General features: G+C 41.8%; 16 protein-coding genes and 1 pseudogene. 4 read left to right on the top strand and 13 right to left on the bottom strand.

The features are described from left to right. Nucleotides 1-156 precede the first annotated feature (156 nt). Nucleotides 157-357 (top strand): annotated as a pseudogene (locus tag OCV24_RS20855) (hypothetical protein); the annotation flags it as partial. Between the two features lie 45 nt (nt 358-402). On the opposite strand, the gene OCV24_RS17895 reads toward OCV24_RS20855, so the two are convergent. The 10 genes from OCV24_RS17895 to OCV24_RS17850 all read right to left on the bottom strand — a co-directional run bounded on the left by OCV24_RS17895 (nt 403) and on the right by OCV24_RS17850 (nt 10401). Next, on the bottom strand, nt 403-1212 hold the full coding sequence (locus tag OCV24_RS17895) for a DUF2971 domain-containing protein (RefSeq protein ID WP_150877379.1): 810 nt from the start codon (nt 1210-1212) through the stop codon (nt 403-405). 133 nt (nt 1213-1345) lie between these two features. Next, complete coding sequence (locus OCV24_RS17890; RefSeq protein WP_150877381.1) at nt 1346-1798, bottom strand: hypothetical protein; 453 nt, start codon at nt 1796-1798, stop codon at nt 1346-1348. After that, nucleotides 1795-2208: a purine permease gene (locus tag OCV24_RS17885; RefSeq protein WP_150877383.1), complete on the bottom strand. Its 414-nt coding sequence runs from the start codon at nt 2206-2208 to the stop codon at nt 1795-1797. The genes OCV24_RS17890 and OCV24_RS17885 overlap by 4 nt, the downstream gene beginning before the upstream one ends. 436 nt (nt 2209-2644) lie before the next feature. Further along, nucleotides 2645-3961, bottom strand: a complete 1317-nt coding sequence (locus OCV24_RS17880) for a radical SAM family protein (RefSeq protein ID WP_150877385.1) — start codon at nt 3959-3961, stop codon at nt 2645-2647. Beyond that, nucleotides 3958-4683 (bottom strand): hypothetical protein, encoded by a 726-nt coding sequence (locus OCV24_RS17875; protein WP_150877387.1) that lies wholly within the window; start codon nt 4681-4683, stop codon nt 3958-3960. The genes OCV24_RS17880 and OCV24_RS17875 overlap by 4 nt, the downstream gene beginning before the upstream one ends. Nucleotides 4684-5213: 530 nt before the next feature. Then, on the bottom strand, nt 5214-6257 hold the full coding sequence (locus OCV24_RS17870) for a GMP reductase (RefSeq protein ID WP_017058077.1): 1044 nt from the start codon (nt 6255-6257) through the stop codon (nt 5214-5216). Between the two features lie 611 nt (nt 6258-6868). After that, nucleotides 6869-7306 carry a PAS domain-containing protein gene (locus tag OCV24_RS17865; protein WP_017058076.1) on the bottom strand — a complete coding sequence of 146 codons (438 nt, stop codon included), beginning with the start codon at nt 7304-7306 and terminating at the stop codon, nt 6869-6871. Nucleotide 7307: 1 nt separating this feature from the next. Continuing rightward, on the bottom strand, nt 7308-8312 hold the full coding sequence (locus tag OCV24_RS17860; RefSeq protein WP_029627230.1) for a response regulator: 1005 nt from the start codon (nt 8310-8312) through the stop codon (nt 7308-7310). Between the two features lie 368 nt (nt 8313-8680). Next, nucleotides 8681-8926 (bottom strand): hypothetical protein, encoded by a 246-nt coding sequence (locus OCV24_RS17855; protein ID WP_137008923.1) that lies wholly within the window; start codon nt 8924-8926, stop codon nt 8681-8683. 122 nt (nt 8927-9048) lie between these two features. Continuing rightward, entirely contained in the window at nt 9049-10401 is a 1353-nt protein-coding gene (locus OCV24_RS17850) for an MATE family efflux transporter (RefSeq protein WP_150877389.1), read from the bottom strand. 100 nt (nt 10402-10501) lie between these two features. Between OCV24_RS17850 and OCV24_RS17845 the strand changes: the two genes are divergently transcribed. Then, on the top strand, nt 10502-11476 hold the full coding sequence (locus OCV24_RS17845; RefSeq protein WP_102508514.1) for a LysR family transcriptional regulator: 975 nt from the start codon (nt 10502-10504) through the stop codon (nt 11474-11476). 90 nt (nt 11477-11566) lie between these two features. On the opposite strand, the gene OCV24_RS17840 is transcribed toward OCV24_RS17845, so the two are convergent. Beyond that, nucleotides 11567-12967 carry an alpha-amylase family protein gene (locus OCV24_RS17840; RefSeq protein ID WP_077681756.1) on the bottom strand — a complete coding sequence of 467 codons (1401 nt, stop codon included), beginning with the start codon at nt 12965-12967 and terminating at the stop codon, nt 11567-11569. 268 nt (nt 12968-13235) lie between these two features. Between OCV24_RS17840 and OCV24_RS17835 the strand changes: the two genes are divergently transcribed. Beyond that, complete coding sequence (locus OCV24_RS17835) at nt 13236-14156, top strand: DMT family transporter (protein ID WP_150877391.1); 921 nt, start codon at nt 13236-13238, stop codon at nt 14154-14156. 144 nt (nt 14157-14300) lie between these two features. Here the strand turns inward: OCV24_RS17835 and OCV24_RS17830 are convergent, their stop codons facing one another. Together OCV24_RS17830 and OCV24_RS17825 are read right to left on the bottom strand one after the other, a co-directional pair. Next, on the bottom strand, nt 14301-14717 hold the full coding sequence (locus tag OCV24_RS17830; protein ID WP_017058068.1) for a VOC family protein: 417 nt from the start codon (nt 14715-14717) through the stop codon (nt 14301-14303). Between the two features lie 236 nt (nt 14718-14953). Next, nucleotides 14954-16777: an ABC transporter ATP-binding protein gene (locus tag OCV24_RS17825; protein WP_046225154.1), complete on the bottom strand. Its 1824-nt coding sequence runs from the start codon at nt 16775-16777 to the stop codon at nt 14954-14956. A gap of 340 nt (nt 16778-17117) precedes the next feature. Between OCV24_RS17825 and OCV24_RS17820 the strand changes: the two genes are divergently transcribed. Next, nucleotides 17118-19211: a TonB-dependent siderophore receptor gene (locus tag OCV24_RS17820; protein WP_150877393.1), complete on the top strand. Its 2094-nt coding sequence runs from the start codon at nt 17118-17120 to the stop codon at nt 19209-19211. Nucleotides 19212-19279 lie beyond the last annotated feature (68 nt).

The following is a 19279-nucleotide window of genomic DNA, read 5'->3' as shown; positions in this document are numbered from 1 at the left end:
ATTGAAACCAAGATTCGCTCTTCGTAATTAATCAGTTATCTCAAACGCATTTCTGGACAGAAATGAGTTGTATGGATTACTAAATTAGCGTTTAACGGATTACTTGGGGTATAGCAGAACCTAATGCTGTGACCAGTTTCACCATACCACTACACTCATGCCATAAGGAGTCATATTCAACTGCTGTTGCTGAACTTGTTTTATCTCATGCCGCCTTTAATGAAGATGATACGGAGCAAAGCAATACGAGTCTGCCCTTGCTGTCAGCATCAGATGGCGTGCGTGGTGCTCTTCAAACTAAATCGTACAATTTACTTAATAAGGTGGCTTCGGGCTTGTTCAACACTCGGGATTTAGTGTTAGCTGCGCAACACTTTAACCCTTATTAGTTAGCCTTCTGTATTAGCGAGTCTTTCTATTTAAGCTGTACATATTTATGTACTTACTATGATTTTTTTCATCGTAATCAACAATATCAAGTTTAAATTGATGAGAATGGACATATGCTTCACGAACTTTTATGCCAAGGTTTCTACACTTTTCATAAACCTCTTTTTTTGTAGCCACAGGCATTTGGCAGCCTAATACTATTGATTTTATCATTTGCGGCTCTAGAGCATAGAAATACATATCTGACTTCGGAGGAGCCGTAGCTAAATCAATAGGCAATAACAAGCGATGCTCTTGCTCGTATTCCCACTCTGGGGATTTAACAAACCATGACTCGGTATCGTATTCAAGCTCGCTTGGCTCAATGTAAGTTGGACGCTCAAGTGTATATTTAACTTTTCGTAATTCACCTATATTTTGGTAGTGGTCATCCATTTTTTCCCAAAAAAAATTGGTGGCATTCTTATATTTTCCGGTAAAAAACTCAGCAGTCTTATCAAGCTCTATACATATACCTTCATGATTGTTAGCGTAGTGCGCCCACATCAAAAGATTGCTTTCATCTGAAGCGAAACATAACACTCCAACGCTTGCCCTGACACCAGCTTGCGCGTCCCAAGCCATATCGTAATACGCAGCCCCATCAGATAATGTACTAGAAAGTGACATTATTAAATCATGTTCTTCTTTATCAACAGAACTTAGGTAATTGCCCATAACCATTTCAAATGGGTCGTTGAATTCACCAAATCTAGATAATTTTAAAAAGAAATTATCAAAGAAATCAGGTCTATATTGTGTGTATTTGAAAACTGACGTCACAAATGAAATCCATGTGAGGAAAAAGGCTAACGCCTCACTAAGAGGCGAGTAATTGTTGGCTAAAATGTGAAGTGAAGCGAAGCGGAACCGAGCCAACAGTTACGAGTCCTGCTTTAGTGACTTGTTAGAGCTACTAGCCACCTAAGCCTAATAAAACACCGCCACCAGACATAGAATTTCCTGAAAAGGAACCGTTTGGCATATTCATGTTCTTAGCATCACCATAGAGATTTAAACCTATTGGTCTAAGATCCATATTTTCCACAACAGCTTCACTATTTGATACATTCCGAACTTTCAATACTTGCTTACCTTGAATAGTGATAATTATTGAGCCATCAATTTCTTTAACCTCAACAGCAGGAAACTTTGAAACTGAATTCTCAACGATTGACACAAACTCCATTTTTTCAGGATTACTGATCGCTTGAAGCCAAACCTGTGGTTTTTCCCCGTAACCAATAATTAAAGGTAATGCTCCTGCTAATTCAACCAAATGCCCACCACCTATTAATGAATTACTACAGATAGTTAGCTTTTCGTATGGCTGATATGAAGATGGGAGATTATTTCTTGTATAAGTCATTCGTTTTCTCCCGATACAACTTGTCTTTGTTTTGGAGCCGTATTGAAGTGCTCTTTGATCTCTTTCATTACTCGTTTTCTGTCGTTGGGCAGAGCTAAACCTACTAAATATAGAACGATGGAAATAGCGACACCTGCACCTAATGCAATCCATTCTCCAATGTAAATCTGTTGTTCTACTCCAGCTATAGTTGTTGCACCTTTACCCAAGATATTAAAACCAAAACCTACAGTAGCCAACAAAATGCTATTAGCCCAATTAAATGTTACCGGTTTACCATTTTTGATATGCTCGAAATCTAAAGCTGTCAATGGATAGTCTGCCTGCCAAGTTCCTATGCTAGCTCCAGATATCAATCCATGAACTGGTATCGTTTCACTTATTTGTTGATTCTCGATTCGACTACTCATTCATAATTCCATGCCGATATAGTTTATGTAGCTCTAACAGCTTATTAAGAAGGAAGTTTCCTTGATTAAAAATGGAGTTTTTCCTCTTATCACGCTTTTGTTGCAGATAACACTAGCACCTTTTATCAATGCAATCAGTCAGATAATGCACATACTGACATCAATGTAGGCAATAACTTGTGGAAAGAAGGAATTATCCCTCTTTTGGCTCTTTCTAATGGTGAATGGGTCGAGTCTGGCTTTTATCCAATTCATTAGATTATCTATAGTAAAAAGTCTGCTGAGGGTTGTTCTCTTATAATCGCCAGCACGTCAAGGGGAAGAAACAAGTTAGAGTAAAAACAAATATAGGTCTTTGGCATAATAAGAAATAATGAGACTCACTCTTCAAGGGTACAAAAAAGCCCGATGATAGAGCCATGTATTACATAACGATCTAAAGAAATGACACTTCACTTAACTGCTTTCTTTTATTCAAGATATTGTATGATTTCGAAGTCGACTGAATATATTGACTATTCAGATCACGTATATCAGAGTATTTTGAAACCGTTCTAACAAAAACAGGTAAATCATAGTTATCCACTTCATTTGTTTTTTCAATACCATCGAAATACTCGGGATTGTAAACACCTAACTTTCCAGCCCACATCTCTCGGAGATAGCTCAACCATTCGGGTTGGGCTGTGTCTATAATGGAAAGTCGAGCCTTTGAATTCAGATAGGTAGATATCGCACTATTGGGGACCCATCCAGATAGGTAATCTTTAAAATATAACTTTTCGCCTATAGACTTTGATTTTGCTAATGAGACGATGTTAGCCGTGAAATAATTAGCATTTTCTAAATACAAGTTTGAAGCAGCACAGCATGCATTGCCATCCGAGTGTAGAAGCAAGTCATTATCCGCAAAACCAAAACTCATACCTTTAGACCTAGTTTGAACTGCTATTTCTGTTAAGTTAGGCACTCTATAGCTAGCTGGAAGTATGTACTCTCTCCCCTGTTTTAATGCGCCAAGTTTTTTATAATAACCAATGGGGTTCCCTTCCAATATGTCGATTAACTTACTGCCAAACTTTTTGTTTGCATCTATAGGGCACTTTAAATACTCAGCAGAAATGTGTTTTACACTAGACGAAGCGGCTAAATCTAGAACGTGACTGAAGAACTTCTCATGTCCCGGAATTATTGGCTGAAACCTAAAGCAAACTGGAATACCTTCACTATCCAGTACCTTAGCGGACTTTGCCAGGTCCTCTATTGCTACACATCCTCTATCGATTCTATGTCTTTGTTCAAAATCGACTATCGTCGTCGAAAATCTGACATAAGTGTTTGAGCCAGAAACTACCTCTAAATATTCATCACGGGTTATTTCGTCACTTTTTGTACTTACAATAACTGGGTAATTAAACTCTTTTAGAATTTTTAAATACTCTAATGTGACTTTTTCTCTAGATTCTAACTTTGTAAATGGATCAGACATGCCACCCAGTTGGAAAGGAACTCTACGCTCTATTAGTTCATCAAGAGCTGAACTGACTTTACCGTTAGATACCCGAGTTAGCCTATCTAGAAGAGAAGATGGGTTACCAATTTTCAACTCTCCCCGTCGGCCAAAGCCTTGTCTTGTTGATGCAAAACAATACTCACAAGAAAACTGACATCGGTTATAAGGGTCTAATCGAAGTGGAGTAGCACAGAATCCAACTTGACTAGTTAGACCTGCATAATATTTATATGACTTCATTTGTTCCTTACTTCTAGTATCCAGTCCCAAACGAAACCAGCACCATTACATATGTGTTGGCCTAGGACCCACAAAAAGAGCACTAAACTAATTATCAATAGTATCTTTATTATGAACCTAGCTGGATAGTAGCTTTCCGAATATCTGCCGAATAGCTCATAGAACACATCCTTTTCAGAACTCTCATCATGTGTAGTCTGTACTATTGGCATTCCAAATTCATAGGACTGACCGTCTACTCTAAATTTAATTACGGTCTGCTTCTCGTTAACTTTAGGCTCATCACACAAGTTTTTATCCAAATTAACTTCCAACTTGGTGAGGTACTTTTTTTTACTTAGCCGTTCAACTAATTTTTTCTTTTGATTTATGTTTGCGCTTTTTAATAAGCCATGAGCTTCCCAAGCTAGCCATCTTGGGTGATTGTTGTATGAACTGTACTCAGAAAAACTACTGTATTTTTGGACGAATTTGGGACAAAAAAGCTTAAACAACCCCAAAGCTATCACAAAAGATAGAGAAGACAGCCAGAGTAGTTGCCAATGAAATGGAAGAGTTAGTTCAATATTATGCGTAACACCCATTAGAGTAATGGGTAAAGGAGTTGGGAGTTGGTTTATAACCCCCGCAATTACTGGGACTAATGAGAACCACACAACAAGATACCTAAGTATGATTAGTTGAAAGAAAGTTTGGTATTCTTCCCATCTATCTACTTTCATTTAGAATTCCTTTATCTTTTAAGGCCGCTTATCACACCATATGCTAGGATTTTACAGCAAACTAATATTAAACAATATCTTAAACACTAAACAAAATGCATGCTGACAAACTGTTACGGCATCTTTCCTTTGAACGAAGTCATTGTCATATTAATTTAACTACAAATCAAAAATTTAAGATGGGGAATGGTTAATCAGCAAAGTGTGACAAAGTTTATAAAACTGATTTATCACCAGTTCAGATTATATTGGGTAGTGGAGAATATACTAACAGGATGTGAATGAGTAAAAGCTCTAACGCATAATGGGGCATTTCTGTGTTACATGCCTCCGTCAGCACACCTATGGACAATAATGTGTTGGGTGAACGTCTAACATTGAAACAACTCATACGCCTTATTTTACCCACCTTGATTAAGGGGTTTGATCGGGTGGTGTAGTTGCCCATCAAAAATTTCTTTATAAGTCCCAAACAAAAAAAGAGCCGCAAAAGCGGCCCTTGATTTTCAAACTATTCGAATTCGTTCAGGTTACTCTTTACCGAACACGTTGTTCTCTTGCTCTTGTACACGGATGAAAGTCGTACGCTTAGTTAGCTCTTTAAGCTTTGCTGCGCCTACGTATGTACAAGTTGAACGTACACCACCAAGGATGTCAGAAATTGTGTTGTGAACTGAACCACGGTATGGAAGTAAAACAGTTTTACCTTCCGCAGCACGGTATTTAGCAACACCACCTGAGTGCTTGTCCATAGCCGACTGAGATGACATTCCATAGAACTTCATGTATTGCTTGCCGTCTTGCTCTACAACTTCACCGCCTGACTCAGAGTGACCTGCTAGCATGCCGCCTAGCATTACGAAGTCAGCACCGCCGCCGAACGCTTTAGATACGTCACCCGCACATGAACAGCCACCGTCACCGATGATCATGCCGCCAAGGCCGTGTGCCGCGTCGCCACACTCGATGATTGCAGAAAGTTGAGGGTAACCTACGCCTGTTTTAACACGTGTAGTACAAACCGAACCCGGGCCGATACCAACCTTAACAATGTCTGCGCCCGCTAGGATTAGCTCTTCAACCATATCACCGGTTACAACGTTACCGGCAGAGATAACTTTGTTTGGGAATTCAGCACGTACTTTTTGCACGTAATCAACTAGATGCTCTGAGTAGCCGTTAGCGATATCAATACAGATAAATACGAAGTCTTCGCTAAGCGCCATGATCTTCTTAACTTTCTCAAACTCAGCTTCAGATGTACCCGTTGAAACAAATACATTGTTCAGTGTTTTCTTGTCTGCTGTTTTAGCAAACTCAGCCCACTGCTCTACTGTGTAGTGTTTGTGTACCGCAGTCATCACACCGTGCTCTGCTAGAGCAGCTGCCATTTCAAAGCTTGCTACCGAATCCATGTTCGCAGCAATTACTGGAGTACCAGACCATTGACGACCGCTATGCTTGAATGTAAAATCGCGGGTTAATTCAACTTGAGAACGGCTTTTAAGGGTAGAACGCTTCGGACGGAAGAGTACATCTTTGAAACCTAACTTAAGTTCTTGTTCGATACGCATGGTGTTTTCCTTGATTCATATAATGATGTGTCTCTCGCGAAATGCGTAGTAAAACCGTTGGCAGACGAGTTTACTTTTCTTCGGACACAAAAAAACCGGAGCGTTGGCAGACGCTCCGGTTTTCAGCATTATAGGTCGTGATTTAGTAACAGCAAGTCTGATATTTCACTTTTTTTTATGCTATCCTCTCAAAGATTCCATATCTGGTAAAAACCCTCAGTTACACCTTGCTACTAAATCCTTACTAATTAATAACTTAGCGAACCTCTAACGCAAACGCTGTCGGTTTATTGCGCAATCGTTTTCTCCCTTTTTCGCTCAATCCCTCTATCACTAAGCAAATATGTGAAGAAAATACCTCTAAATCACATAAAATTTATACTTTTCTCCAACAAAAAATGTCTTTTTTCTTAAATAAATTCGACTTTTTTCCAAGTTTTCTTCGTTTGCGAGCAAATTCGGCAATCTCATGACCTTACATTTAGCACCAGTTTGGAAACACACCCGAAGCATAGACATCAAAAAAAATGGCTAAGGTGGGAACCTTAACCATTTTATTCGATGTTCGGAGCGCTTTTTAAAGCTATTTAATAACCGAGCTAGAAAATGTGTTAGCCCTTTTGAGACATCAACGCTTCTGCTGTCGCATCCTGAATAGACAAGAACAATGAGGTGACTTGGCCTGTTGGCGAACGCATTGGGTTAAGCGTCACGTTCTGATACATGAAATCAGCTTGTTGGGTTACTGGCCTAACATTACGACACTTAAACAGATAAGGCCTTTGTTGCCATGTAATGAAGCTACGGCAGCCTAAATCGTAGACTGGCTTGGTTTTGAGCCTAAACCACTCCTCAGGGATCTCAGGGAACAGTTCAAAGATAGACTTACCGATCGCGTCATGCGATTGCTTACCGCTATGGTGAGTCATGAAGCCATTCCAAACTTGTACCTGAAAGTCACGGTTAATGACCACCAGCCCCATATCGACGTTCTGAACCATGTCCACCATCCAGTGGAACTGTTCAAATTCAGCAGGAAGATTCAGCATATTAAAACTCCTCCATTAAGTAGGCCAATTTGTTGTCTAGAAGAGGCAGGGATTCGTCCACGAACATAAACAGAAGGTCACAACGGATGGAAGTGCCATCTATGTTGTAGCTGACTTCAAAGGTCATGGTCTTCTTAAACGAGCCACTGGTATTTTCGATGACAGAATCAATTGAAATGTGTTGGCCGAGTAAAACAGGAGAGCTCTGGAAAAAACGGACTTCTGATTGTTCCCCTAACCCGTTAAGGAAAGAGCCAACAAGGATATTCGACACATCCATCAACAGTTCTAACTCTTCAAGCTGTTCGCTATCTGTTGGTACCTTCATGAGCTTTTTAAGGTCGCTCACGCTGGAATCACTCAGCAAGACTAACGCTTCACCCGCAATGCCTTCTCCGCTGAAGCCTTGGCAAACACCCGATACTTGGTCGTTGTCTGCTAGGTCACGAAGTGCCATATGCAATTCACTCACTTCGAAGATGTTCACGTTCGGCAATGGTAAGTGCACAAATACATTAAAGTGACGCGCCAATGCATCGGCTGCACGGCCTATCGCAACGTTAGCCACTTCCATGTAGATGTCACGTCGGCGAAGTATTGGCAGCTCTAGAGGCGAAGGCGTAATGAGTTGAGGCTGTTTCGGTGGCTCAACATGCTCGCGTAAAATGGCTTTTAACGCTTCTTTATCGATCGGCTTTTGTAAAAACGCTTTGGCACCAAGGTCCATGACCTTCTGTTGCGCTTTTGGTTGGATATCACCAGAAACAACCACAACAGGCGTGGTATTACCTAAACGTTGCATCTCTTCCAATGTGCCATAGCCATCTAATTCCGGCATGGTGAGATCAAGAAACATCAGTTTAAACTGGTTTTGAGCTAACTCTTCAAGTGCATTAAGCCCATGAACAGCAAAAGTTATATCTGCATTTAGAGAACTAGGCAATGATCGAGCCATCTGCTTCCTTGCTAACGCAGAATCATCACATATAAGAACTGGGAACGACATAAATGCACCACCGACAAATTAAAGCTAATTCGGACGAGTGTAACAGATCATTATGGTATCAGGTACGGGGTGAATGGATTTATGTGTAGATTATTAGTAAGAATGATAAAACAGGCGGGTGAGCTATCATCTTGTATTATTCTTTATGTAAATCAATATGCTACAAAGATAATAACAATTATTATTAATCAACTAACTGCACTATTATATGGAGTAATAGCACTAATTCTATCAAATGATACCTTTAATAATAACTTGAATAAATGAGTATATTAAGGCTCGGTTTACTCATGCATTTATCGCTTTGATATATCCAACACGTGAGAGCTAATGACAGATGTCTTATACATCAGAGCAAATACAAAAAGCTAGAACTGATAGGTAGGCCATAGAATCAACAATGCGAAACGTATAATCACGGCAAAAACCAACAACGCGATACCGAGTCGGTACCATTTGTATTCCGTAATATTCATTGGAATACGCTTGTAGAACATCGTAATCACGCCTTTCCAATCATTACTGCGTCTTCCGTACTGCATTATGCTCGTTAAAACAAACAGTGCGCCAAGCACTAACATTCCTTTTTCAGCCCAGAACAGTCCAACTTCCATTTGTGTATTCCTTGATAAAATGATGAGCAGCTCAAATCATTTTAGCCACCTTTGTGCTCGGTTTCTGTAAGACCAAGGTCTATAATAAAAGGTTATAACTCGAGGCTAGCAGTACAAGCCACTCATGAATAAGCATGATTCGATAGCTCCGGAGACTTGCTGTTCTTTTGAATGACAAACATCAGTTGGATAAGCAGCAGAATACCAGTCACACCCAAGCCAACGCCGATTCCACCCCAGATCCCTGCCAATTCAAATTTTGCCATCAAGTACCAAGCGGCAGGCAGGCCAAATACCCAATAACCAATGGCAGTCATCACCGTTGGCATCGAGACAATCTTCATCCCTCTTAGCAAGTTAATTGCCAGCAACTGCCAAGCATCAACAATAAAACACAACGCCACGACCCAGATAACCGAAGCCAGTAGCGACGTCATTGCGCCAGTGCCATCATTTAGCTTAAAGATAGAAGCAATCATTTCCGGCCATAGGATGAACACAGCAGACAAGACCACACTCAATACCGACACCAGTATAAAGCTTTGAATCGAGGTTCTTTTAATTCCTTCGTAGTTACCCGCACCAAAATCACGGCCAACCAAAATAGCGGCTGCTTGTGAAAAGCCGAAGTTGAAGTTCCAAGTAAAGCTTAAACATTGCAGTAAGATTTGGTGTAGAGCTAACGAAGCAATACTGATAGTGCCCGCCATTAAAGTGCCACCGTATATCAAACCGTGCTCAAGTAACGCCGCCAAGCCGATAGGTAAACCCATCATTAAAAGTGGGCTCATCAGCTTAATGGAGTACTCTTCGGTGTTTAGCCAAGGGGCGAACTGCTTGAATTCGTCACGTTTGAATACCCAAACCGTGTAGCCAACCATCACGATAATTGCCGCGATAGCGGTACCTAAACCTAAGCCTGTTAACCCCATATCAAGCTGGAACGTTAGGAGGTAGCTGACGGGTACATTCAAAATCACTGTGATAACCGACATCACCAGAATAGAACGCACATTACCAAACGCGCTGGTTAATCCACGCAGCACCAATAAGATAAGCGAAGGCAACATCACCCATTTTAGGGCGTGCACATATTCCATCGCTAAGGTGATCACTTCTTGAGGTTGTTTAGCCGCTTCCAACACCAACGGAGCAAACCAGAAACTTGCCATTAAAGTCACGCTGAGCACGAATGCCAACATGGTTGCGCCTTTCACCGCTAGTCTGATTTGTGTATTGCCAAACTCAGGGCGTGCCACGCGCTGACCATACGCGATAGCAATTAGGTTTGCGACACAACCGACAGTGCTGCTCGCAATAATGAAGATAAAGAAGTAGATAGAGGCACCTAAGCCACCAGCCGCAAGCGCTGACACGCTGATTCGCGACATCATCCAAACATCGGTAAGGACTAAAGCCATGGATATCAGCTGTGAAATGATCAAAGGGAATGCGAGAGTGAGTATTTTTTTCATGAGCGCCTCAGTTAATTTCGCCCAAAATACGATCGATGGGGCTGGCGTTCAATTGATAAATTTGCGACTCTAACATTCTAAAAACTCATACGAACGAATTATGACCCCATATCCTAGCTTACCATCCTCCCATAATGGCTTAAAAGCCTTCGAAGCGGCTGCAAGGCTGATGAGCTTTACGTTGGCTGCCGATGAGCTTAACGTGACACAGAGTGCAATCAGCCGTCAGATCAAGCAGCTTGAAGATGAGCTGAACGCATCGCTGATCATTCGTAAACATCGAGCGATTGAATTAACGGTACAAGGTCATGATTTGTATGTCGCTTTGCGTGAAAGTTACGGCAATATCGAGTCGGTGATCGCCTCTTGGAGTGAACCGAAACAAAAACGTATTGTGATCAAAGCAACTCTGAGTTTCGCTACGCGAGTATTGATCTCTAAGGTACGTGAATTAAACGAACGCTACCTAGATTACGAGATCGTGATAGTTCCTGTGATTGAAGAGGATGAAGCGATCAACAGCAGCGAATACGACCTGTTAATCTTCCACACTCGATTCAAAAAACGATACAACAACGCTCCTGACATCACTTTCTTGCGTGAAGAGTTTATGGCGCCAGTCTGCTCCACGAGCTTAACTCATTCCGCCAGTTCAACGAATAAAGACACCGACCTCGATTCGATCTTAACCATGCCACGGCTGCATCCAACCTTAGATCACCATGATTGGAAAGTATGGTTGGCCGATGTCGAATTCCCACCGAAAAAGCCCGTCAGAAATACCAGCTTCTTGTCCTTGGATATGGCACTCAGCGCTTGCTTATCGGGTGAAGGTGTCACAGTGACGGATTTGCTTTTGGTTTTACAAGATCTACAACGTGGCTTCTTATACTGCCCAAAAAATGCCAAGATCCAAAACAGTGCATGGACCTATTTCATCCACCAACGCACTCACTCGCCTGTGATTAATGATCTCATTGATTGGCTTAAAATAGAGACAGAGAAAGAGATCGAATTGTTGAAAGCGCTATCCCATCAAAATCATTGGTCTGGTGTTATCAGCGATCAACAGTAACGGTAAGCCTTAGCCCAGATACAAATAAGCCGCAGAACTTACTGCGGCTTATGTTATCTAACAATCGTATTTCACTTTATTGCGCAAGTATTAAAGCTTAAACATACGTGCACTGCGTGGTGGTAGATTAAACGTATGGTAGCGAGAAGAAATGGTTTCTGTGGCGCTGCTCAATACGTCTTTATATTGAACATGCCAATTGAACTCATGTTGGTAAGTATCAACGGTCACGCCACGCGTTTCACCACATTTATTAATACCAACTATGCCTTCTTTACCACGCTTGAACAACAAAGTGCACTGATCGCTCGAAATCATCGTCATTGATTTGCCTTGCATTGCGTTATGGAAGCTCAACATGTTTTTCATTGTCGAACTGTTCCAAACATTGCCCCAACGACCGTTATCCTTGTCTTCAGAATCAGGAAGATCATCACTGTAGATCAAAGGTGTGCCACCGTCTTTACCAAGGATATAAGCGTAAGCAAGCTGTTCATCTTGTGGATCCATGATTTGGTAACGGAAGCCGTCATTGGTTGGAATGTCGTGCGTGATCGCGAAGGTGATCGAGCGATTGTCATCCAATGCTTGGCCGTACGCTTTTGGATCATGCAGCTGGTTCATACCGCCGCTCATTGAGAATGCCGAGCGAATCGATGCAAACAACGGGAAATCGTACGCAGAGTGATTGGTGTTGTTTAAGTATGGCGCTAAGAATGACTCATAGCCGCTATTCCCTGCTCCACCACTGGTAATAACCTCACCAAACACGTGCATGTTCGCTGTGATCTCAGACGTAAACACTTGATCGATTTGGTACTGACTCATGTGTTTCACTGCATCAATTCGGAAACCTTTGATGCCCATGTCCTTTAACGCTTTCAGGTATAAACGCTGTTGTGACACTACCCAGTTGTTTGGGTCTAGATCTGGGAGACCCACATCACCATCGGCACCACACAAACGCCAGTATTGAACATGGCCCGGATCGTTCCAATCTGAAATACAGCCTGCGGCATGGAAATCGTTAGCCGAGACAAAACCTTGCCCTAAGTTGCCAAACAGAGTCTGGTCGGCATAGTAACTTGAACGGCTGGCATAATCGTTTAGCACTTCTGTGCCTGGGTAATCCAAGTCACTTCGCTTCCAGCTTTCATTCGCCATGTGGTTGAGTACAACATCAGCGTAAACATCAACACCTACGCCTTTAAGTGCGGTGATCATTGCGGCTAAATCTTGTTTGTTCCCCAAAGGAGAGTCAATAGTACGCAGATCTTGTGGTTGGTAACGCGCCCACCATTGGCTACCGCTGGATTTCATTGCCGGAGCAACCAGCACCTTCTTGTAGCCAGCTTGGGCAATTTGATTGGCATTGGCTGTTACGTCTGAGTACTTCCAGTTGAAAGCATGAAGGATGGTGTCGGCATATGTGGCAGAACTAAAAGAGCAAAGCGCGAGCGTGGATATGAGTAGGGTATTTATTGGTTTCATAGAACATATCTCTCATTATAGATTCACAGAAATAATATGAATAGCAGAGACAATGAAAACGGCGGATAAATCAGAGTTGAATTAGCGTCACCTTCTGTTGAGGGGGATTTTATAAAACTGAGCTGTAACCGATATTATGTAGGATAAAAAGCAAACCATGCTGAAATGAGAATTAATTGAATTAAGTTGACGGGAACCAGACAAAGCCTTTGGTCGGCTCTCCAAAACTACGTTATGATTCCACTTCCCTCAACTGATTGATATTTTTATGCCTTCTTTCTCTTTTTCACTGATCCCTGTCGGGGTTAGGTTCATGCTCCTCTCCGCTTTTGGATTCGCACTAATGTCGGCTTGTGTAAAGTACATTAGCAGCTACGGCATACCTGTATTTGAAATTGTCGCAGCTAGAGCTTTGGTGTCTTTGCTCATCAGTTATATTGATGTGAAACGAAAGGGCATTTCGATTTGGGGTCACAACAAACCACTTCTTTTCCTGCGTGGTGTTGTCGGTACAGCTGCGTTGATGTGCGTTTACTATGCGGTGACGACGCTGCCGCTCGCAGAAGCCGCTATCTTGCAATACGTCCATCCAATATTTACCGCGTTGCTCGGTGTGTTATTCCTGAAAGAACGCGTCCAGAAATCAACGATGATCTGCATTGCATTCTGTCTAGCAGGATTACTGGTGATGGTTCAGCCAAGCATAAACACTGGCGCGAGCAGTGAGTTACCCCTGTTCAGCATTATGGTGGCATTGTGCGGTGCGTTTGGTAGCTCGATTGCGTATGTGATTGTGAGAAAGCTTAGCCAAACGGAAGACAGCTCAGTGATCATCTTCTACTTCCCACTGGTTGCCATGCCAATATCCACAGCCTTAATTTGGAGCGACTTTGTATGGCCCAGCTTATTTTTGACTATGATGCTGGTTCTCGTCGGGGTTTTCACACAAATAGGTCAATATGGTTTAACCAAGGCGATGCAAACCCAAGCTGCGGGTAAGGCGTCGGCTTACTCATACATTCAGATCGTATTCTCTGCACTATTAGGTGTTTGGATCTTCAATGAAATCCCATCGGCTTGGACGTACTTAGGTGGTGGCCTCATTGTAACAGGCGCGCTAATCAATGTGTTTGGCAAACAGTTGCTGACGCCCCTTAAAGCGAAAGACCAAAAGCTAGGCATGAAGTAATTTCCTACCTTTAAGCCAAGTTTAAAAAGGGCATTGCGGAATAATCCACACTGCCCTTTTCTGTAAGTCTTTCCTAGCACTCTTTCTTAGTCGTTTATTTCGAACAAACTAGCGTTAGCAAACCAAGTCGATAAACGATTTTTATTACGTGGCATTGCGTAGTTTGGGATCATCACTCAGATATTCAACGAATTCAATTTCAAAGCCAGCCGGGTCTACAAAATAGACGTTTTTACGATAAGGTTCTTCGGCGCCGGGTTTGGCTATTGGGAAACCCGCATCAATAAGGCGCTCAATCACGCTATTGATGTTATGAGTCACATAAGCAAAATGCGCGAGACCAACCGAATGCCCTGCCAAGTCTCTGTTTTCTCCTTCACCGTGATCACTCAGTGCAATATATTGATATTCGTCACCAAAATGCAGCCAATTGCGTGGCTTACCTGACCACTCCCCTTTTCCCTCATCACGGACATACCAATGAGGGAACGCCGCTTTATAGAATGTCAGCATTTCAGGGATGTCCTTAACGACTAAATTTACATGTTCAAGTTGGATCATTCTTCTCTCCTTAAAGTATTCTCGTAAGCAACGTTGTATATCCTAATACCTAAAGTTAAGTTTAGGTAAAGACCTAATTTGTATTTATTTTGAGAGCGTTTTTAGTTCACAAATTATGTAATAGGCTCAACGAACCATAAGGTAACGATGCCCAAACCCGTAATCACTCTGATGCTCACCCCAAAAAAACGAGCCACTTGGGCTCGTTTTGCATTCCTTTCTATAACATTTCGGCTCTAACCTAAGAAACCGCCTGTCTGATGCTGCCATAACTTGGCATAAACACCATTCAGTTCTAGGAGTTCTTGGTGTGAGCCTTGTTCGATAACTTGTCCTTGGTCCATAACAATTAAACGATCTAAAGCAGCAATGGTTGATAGTCGGTGGGCAATCGCAATTACCGTTTTACCTTCCATTAACGCATCAAGGTTTTCTTGTATTGCTGATTCAACTTCCGAGTCCAATGCCGACGTTGCTTCGTCCATAATCAGGATAGGCGCATTTTTAAGAAGTACTCGCGCAATGGCAACACGTTGACGTTGTCCACCCGAAAGCTTAACCCCACGCTCACCTACTTCTACGTCATACGCTTTATTGCCATTTTCATCTTTCAGCTCTTGGATAAAGTCATGAGCATGCGCTTGTGTCGCTGCAGCAATCACGTCGTCCATACTAGCTTCAGGATCGCCATAAAGAATGTTCTCTTTGATTGAGCGATGCAGTAATGAAGTGTCTTGAGTGATCATGCCAATATGTTTACGCAACGACTCTTGTTCAACTTGAGAAATGTCTTGCCCGTCAATACGGATATGACCACTATTAACATCATAGAAACGCAATAATAAATTAACCAAGGTCGATTTACCTGAGCCAGAACGACCAACAATACCAACCTTCTCTCCTGGCTTGATATTCAGTTCAAGATCGTTAAATACCGACTTCTCTTCATTGTAGTTAAAGTGAACCTTATTAAAATCAATTGCACCTTGTTTAATTTCTAGCGATTTTGCATTTTTAACATCTTTAATTTCAACATCATTAGAAATGGTATTCATACCATCGACAACTGTGCCGATATTTTCAAATAATGAGCTCACTTCCCACATGATCCATTTCGACATGCCTTGAACTCGAAGGGCTATACTAATACCAACCGCTATCGCCCCTATCGTTACGCTGGCGTCTAGCCACAACATGATAGAAGTAGCGGCAATTGAAATAAGTAATAGGTAGTTAATTGCGTCCACGCTCAATAATAAGCATGTCACCATTCGCATTTGGCGATAAACGGTTTTCAAAAAGCCTTTCATGCTGCTTTCAGCGTAATCGAGTTCACGTTGAGAATGTGCAAAGAGCTTAACTGTCGAAATATTCGTATAAGAATCAACAATACGGCCCGTCATGATAGAGCGAGCATCCGCTTGCACTGTCGCTATTTGTTTCATTTTCGGAATAAAGTAGAGTTGAATAAAAATATACAGTACTAACCAAATTAGAATTGGCAGCATTAAAATGAGGTCAGACTCACCCATCATCCAAATCATTGAGATGAAATAAACTGAAATATACACCAATACATCAAGAAGTTTCATCACGGTTTCGCGTACTGCTAATGCACTTTGCATAACCTTGGTAGCGACACGTCCAGCAAAATCTCGTTGAAAAAAGCCAACGGCTTGCTTCAACAAATAACGGTGAATTAGCCAACGGATTGACATTGGATAGTTACCTAGCAGCGACTGGTGCATGATCATCGAATGGAAAAAGCCCAACGTTGGCATAACAACGACTACAAGAATCAGCATATTCTTGATGCTGCCTCCTTGATCTTGCCAAAATGTTTCTCTGTCTTGATTGGCTAATATATCAACCAGTTCCCCTAGGTATCGCAATAAAGCCACTTCTGAAATAGCGATCAATGCACTTAGAATCGCCATTAGTACCAAAGGCACTTCAAAACCTCGGGTATAAAAACGACAAAAACCAAATAAATTTTTTGGCGGTTTTTCGGTTTCGTGTGATGGAAATGGCTTCGTAAGGTTTTCAAACCAATTGAACATAAGTAGTAATACCTGTCTTGTGCTATCGGGGGACGGGGTCGCCATTATCAAGATTTCTTCAGACTTGTGTAGCTTTTTTTTTGAATCTATCAATAGATACGTAAACATATCAATTTGTAATTAAAAGACGAAAAAACAGTCATTAGCGTTTACCCAATATGTAAACAGCTACAATTATCAAATACTGATCACGAAATAATTTTTCAAATTGTCACCTTTATGTGATCTAGATCTAACTATGATTATTATCAACTAGGTATACTCGCAACAAAAATGAGAACCATTATCACTACTCTTTGCATTAAAAGAGCGAGTAACCAATCAGTACAGTGGAAAAATAATGACCATCCTAAAACCAAAAACGCTTAGCCTTGCTGTTAAGCGAAGCCTCGTTGTGGGCTCAATTCTTTTACTCCCGACTCAATTTGCTTTTGCGACAGACACTTCAACTGAAGAAGTCGAAACAATCACCGTGACAGCTCAGGCATTGAAAGTAGAAACCCCTGCAAAAGAAACACCTAAATCCATTTCAATCATATCTGAAGATGAATTGCGTGTTCGAGCACCACAAAAACTGGATGAAGCACTGCGCTACACATCAGGTGTAACGGCCCAGCCATACGGCGCTGACAATGATACTGATTGGTTCAAAATTCGTGGTTTTGATGCTGCAACTTACCTAGATGGTCATCGTCTGTTTCGAGATGGTTATTACACATGGTTAGTCGAACCATACGGACTAGAAAGCGTTGAGGTGATTAAAGGTCCTTCTGCTGTTCTTTATGGTGAGTCTGCACCTGGTGGCTTAGTTAATGCTGTTCAAAAGAAACCAACTTTCGCACCTCAAGGCGAAGTTAAGATCGAAGTGGGCAACAATAATCATCAAGCGGTCGGATTCGACGTTGCTGATGATGCTAACGAAGATGGCAGTGTACGTTACCGTTTAGTCGGTTTAATGAAAAGTGAAGATGGCGAACTAGACGGTACAAGCAATGAACGGTTCTACATTGCGCCAAGCTTTGAGATTGATATTTCTGATCGCACAATGCTTACCGTTCTAGCAAGCTACCTTCATGATGATGGTGTACCAACGAACCCTTTCTTCCCAGCAGCAGGCACATTAATCGGCTCGAACTTTGGCAACATTGACCCGTCAACAAACCTTGGTCAACCTGACTACGACAAATATGAACGAACTCAATTCTCTTTAGGCTACTTGCTAGAGCACGAACTTAACGACACGTGGAAGCTTTCTCAAAACCTGAATTATGGTGCTAACGAGCTATACCTTCGCAGCTCTTACGCTTTCTCAAACAACGATCCATCTGTTGAAGAACTTGCGCAAGGTATTGTATTCCGTGATGGTAAAAACGAGAGTATTACCTTTGATAACAATGCAGTAGGTAACTGGATCACCAATAACGCTGAACACACGGTGTTAGTTGGTATGGATCTGCAATACCACAAAACCGATGGCCTAGAGCAAGACAACTATGCGTTTGGCACGATCAACCCGTCAAACCCAGAATACGGCAACTTCACCCCGCTTGATTCTGCAAACAACATTAAGCGTGAGATCTCGAAATCTCAGGCAAGTATGTACTCACAATACCAACTTAAATTGCACGATCAGTGGATTGGTAACGTTGGCGCTCGCTACGATTGGGTTAAAACCGAGAATACAGGAAAAGGCACAAACGTTGCTCAAAGCGAATCTCGCGATGACGGTGAATTATCGTTAAGTGCTGGCGTAATGTACCTTGCCGAAAATGGCTTATCGCCTTACGCAAGCTACTCTCAATCGTTTGAAGTTATCAGTACTATCGATGCTTCAACAAACGAGCTATACAAGCCACTTGAAGGCGAACAGGTTGAGGTAGGTATTAAATACGAACCTAGCTTTATCGATGGATTTGTTAATGTTGCATGGTTCGATATTGCTCAGAAGAATGCACTCGTTACAGACCCTTCTACTTGGGTAGCAACGCAAACAGGTGAAGTAACATCGACAGGTGTTGAAATCGACGGTGCAGCTCAGCTTACAGACTCTGTAAAACTAATAGCAAGTTACACCTATACGAAAGCAGAGACTGATGAAACATTTGGTAAAGGTAAGCAGCAAGCAGCACTTATCCCAGAGCATCAAGCATCAGCTTGGATTGATTACAGTGCACAAGCGTTCATTCCAAACCTCAATATTGGTACAGGTGTTCGCTACGTTGGTGAATCAAAAGACAACCCTAAGAGCTCAGATCTAACGGTTCCATCTGTGACACTTTGGGATGCATCGGTAACTTATGACATCACCTATCAATGGCAAGCACAGCTAAACGTGAACAATATTCTTAACGAAGAGTATGTGTCTGGTTGTGATTACTGGTGTTACTACGGTCAATCTCGCTCTGTAATGCTAAATGCAAACTACAAGTGGTAACCCGCTCATAGTTCACTAAATATAGCGCCCCCCTCCTATGAGGGGGCTTTTTCGTATCTATAGACAAC

Origin of the sequence: Vibrio kanaloae, from assembly GCF_024347535.1 — a bacterium.
In the GTDB taxonomy this organism is placed as follows: Bacteria; Pseudomonadota; Gammaproteobacteria; order Enterobacterales; family Vibrionaceae; genus Vibrio; species Vibrio kanaloae.
The sequence above is the reverse complement of the archived record's forward strand: the minus strand, read 5'-3'. Positions and strand labels throughout refer to the sequence as shown.

Bases quoted from the DNA above. Each gene is read 5' to 3' on its own strand.
- OCV24_RS17840 (WP_077681756.1), bottom strand. From the start codon at position 12,967: ATGAAACCAATAAATACCCTACTCATATCCACGCTCGCGCTTTGCTCT.
- OCV24_RS17860 (WP_029627230.1), bottom strand. From the start codon at position 8,312: ATGTCGTTCCCAGTTCTTATATGTGATGATTCTGCGTTAGCAAGGAAG.
- OCV24_RS17830 (WP_017058068.1), bottom strand. From the start codon at position 14,717: ATGATCCAACTTGAACATGTAAATTTAGTCGTTAAGGACATCCCTGAA.
- OCV24_RS17850 (WP_150877389.1), bottom strand. From the start codon at position 10,401: ATGAAAAAAATACTCACTCTCGCATTCCCTTTGATCATTTCACAGCTG.
- OCV24_RS17870 (WP_017058077.1), bottom strand. From the start codon at position 6,257: ATGCGTATCGAACAAGAACTTAAGTTAGGTTTCAAAGATGTACTCTTC.
- OCV24_RS17825 (WP_046225154.1), bottom strand. From the start codon at position 16,777: ATGTTCAATTGGTTTGAAAACCTTACGAAGCCATTTCCATCACACGAA.
- OCV24_RS17820 (WP_150877393.1), top strand. From the start codon at position 17,118: ATGACCATCCTAAAACCAAAAACGCTTAGCCTTGCTGTTAAGCGAAGC.
- OCV24_RS17845 (WP_102508514.1), top strand. From the start codon at position 10,502: ATGACCCCATATCCTAGCTTACCATCCTCCCATAATGGCTTAAAAGCC.
- OCV24_RS17875 (WP_150877387.1), bottom strand. From the start codon at position 4,683: ATGAAAGTAGATAGATGGGAAGAATACCAAACTTTCTTTCAACTAATC.
- OCV24_RS17855 (WP_137008923.1), bottom strand. From the start codon at position 8,926: ATGGAAGTTGGACTGTTCTGGGCTGAAAAAGGAATGTTAGTGCTTGGC.
- OCV24_RS17865 (WP_017058076.1), bottom strand. From the start codon at position 7,306: ATGCTGAATCTTCCTGCTGAATTTGAACAGTTCCACTGGATGGTGGAC.
- OCV24_RS17890 (WP_150877381.1), bottom strand. From the start codon at position 1,798: ATGACTTATACAAGAAATAATCTCCCATCTTCATATCAGCCATACGAA.
- OCV24_RS17835 (WP_150877391.1), top strand. From the start codon at position 13,236: ATGCCTTCTTTCTCTTTTTCACTGATCCCTGTCGGGGTTAGGTTCATG.
- OCV24_RS17885 (WP_150877383.1), bottom strand. From the start codon at position 2,208: ATGAGTAGTCGAATCGAGAATCAACAAATAAGTGAAACGATACCAGTT.
- OCV24_RS17880 (WP_150877385.1), bottom strand. From the start codon at position 3,961: ATGAAGTCATATAAATATTATGCAGGTCTAACTAGTCAAGTTGGATTC.